1 protein-coding gene and 1 pseudogene are annotated in these 2,069 nt (G+C 68.2%); both read left to right on the forward strand.

Features of this window, described 5'->3' with window-relative positions; genetic code table 11:
* Nucleotides 1-269, forward strand: a pseudogene (locus VF794_RS25555) (endonuclease); the annotation flags it as partial.
* 246 nt (nucleotides 270-515) lie between these two features.
* Nucleotides 516-2,069, forward strand: a 1,554-nt coding sequence (locus tag VF794_RS25560; RefSeq protein WP_331114773.1) for a carboxypeptidase regulatory-like domain-containing protein, incomplete at its 3' end; no start/stop codon positions are given.

Below are 2,069 nucleotides of genomic sequence, written 5' to 3' on the forward strand. Positions count from 1 at the left end.
CGGCCGGCGTTCCCACGGGGCTCACCAACGCCGTGGGCGCCTCCACGGGGGCGCTGGGTCTGGCCAACAGCGGCGACACCGTCACGGTGAAGAACGCGGGCCGCACCAACGTGGACACGTACACCTTCTCCAGCACCCTGGCGGGGACCGATGGCGTGTCCGCCAACCGCAGCCCCGATACCAGTGCCACCGGGAGCTTCGTGCTGCACACCTCGATCTCCACGCTGAGCTCGTCCGCGGGCAAGCGCGCCAACGGCACCGCCTTCTGATCCACCCGGCACCGCATCGCTGAGACACCGAGGGGCGAGCACCGCGAAGGCGCTCGCCCCTCTTCTCTTCCCGGGCCGGGGAGGGGGAACAATTCAAGACATCCCGGGAGCAGCCGGAAGCCAGGGCCGGACTGCAGTGGAAACCCCCGGTATGGATTTGTCTTTGGAAGGACATTGGGTTTAGGGTCCGCCCCATCGCGCGCACCAATCCTGGCGCGCGGTGACTCCTGAGGGGGGTTTCCCAGAATGAAGAAGAGTTTGCTGATCGCCGCCTGTGTCCTTCTGGCCGCGTGCCAGAGTCCTTCCATCTCCGGCACCGTGACGTTCGAGGGTGAGGGCGACGCGAGCGGTGTCGTGGTGTCGCTGGTCGGCCCCGACGAGACGGAAGTGGCCATCACCGACGCCACCGGCGCCTACCAGTTCACGGGCGTGGACGACGGCACCTACCAGCTGACCTTCGTGGCGCCCGAGGCTACCGAGGAGTCGCGCCGGGCGCTGGCCGTGGTGCTCAAGGATGGCAAGGGGGGCGAGGTGCCCGCCGTGACGCTGATGGGCGCGGGCGTCGTCGCCGGCAAGGTGACGGCGGGGACGACCACCGGCAACCTGGGCATCCAGGTCTCCGTGGCCGGCACGACGCTGAGCGCGATGACGACGGATGATGGCAGCTTCACGCTGACGGGCGTGCCGACCGGCCAGCGCACGCTGGTGGCCACGCGCGGCAACTACATCGCCAGCAGCACCGTGACGGTGCAGCGCGGCACCCGCAACGCCGCCGACTTCACGCTGGGCAAGAAGGGCCTGCGCTCGGGCAAGGTGGTCGGCTCGGTGCAGTACTGGGACGCGCGCGCCGCCAGCGACATCCAGCTGAGCGTGCCGGGCGTGCTCGAGCCCACCAACGCGGCCGCCAACGGCGCCTTCTCGCTCACCCTGCCCGAGGGCGAGTGGGAGATCGTGGCCACCTCGCCGGCCTACCCGCGCCAGGTGGTTGCCCGTGCGAAGGTGAGCGCGGACGGCACCACCGAGGTGGGCATCCGCAAGCTGTCCGCCTTCCACCGCTTCAGCGTGAAGGACCCCGCGCAGTACAACGCCTACTCGCGCCTGTTCGACGACGGCGTGCACGCGCTGGTCAGCCGTGAGGGGTGGGAGAACCTCACCCACTCCATCGTCGACCTGCGCACGGGCGAGGAGCGCATGTTCCTCGTGGAGTGGAACTGGGTGGATGACCCGACGGACTGGGTCGCCACCGCCAACGGTCAGTTCCTGGCCTACGGTCAGTCCTTTGGCTCCTACACCTCCGACGGCAACTACTACGGGCACAGCGATTTCAACGTCTTCAACACCACCACCGCGCAGCACCTGATGTTCCGCGGCGAGCGCAACTCCTCCCCGACTTCCCGCCAGCTGTGGTCCTTCAGCCCCAATGGGGAGTTCTTCTTCGGCATCGACACCAAGAAGCTGCACCGGATGAAGACGGCCGACGGCACGCTCACGTCCGTGCCCGCCGACCACTCCGTGATGAAGGGTGACGACGAGCACTTCCTCGCCCTGGCCTACGGCGCCGGCGGCGCCTCGGTGGGCAGCGCCACCTTCCTGGACAGCCAGACCAACAAGACCGTGGTCCCCAACGTGAACCTCTCCGCCTCCACCAGCCAGTTCGGCAAGTATGGCCTGCTGATGACGGACTGCGACGGCTCGTCCAACTGCGACGTGAAGGTGGTGAACCTGATGACCGGCGCGGTGGCCACCGTCACCGGCGGCAAGTACTACCAGTACAGCTCCCTGCTGCTCACCAACCACGCC

This window comes from Archangium sp., from assembly GCF_036389735.1.
GTDB lineage: Bacteria > Myxococcota > Myxococcia > Myxococcales > Myxococcaceae > Archangium.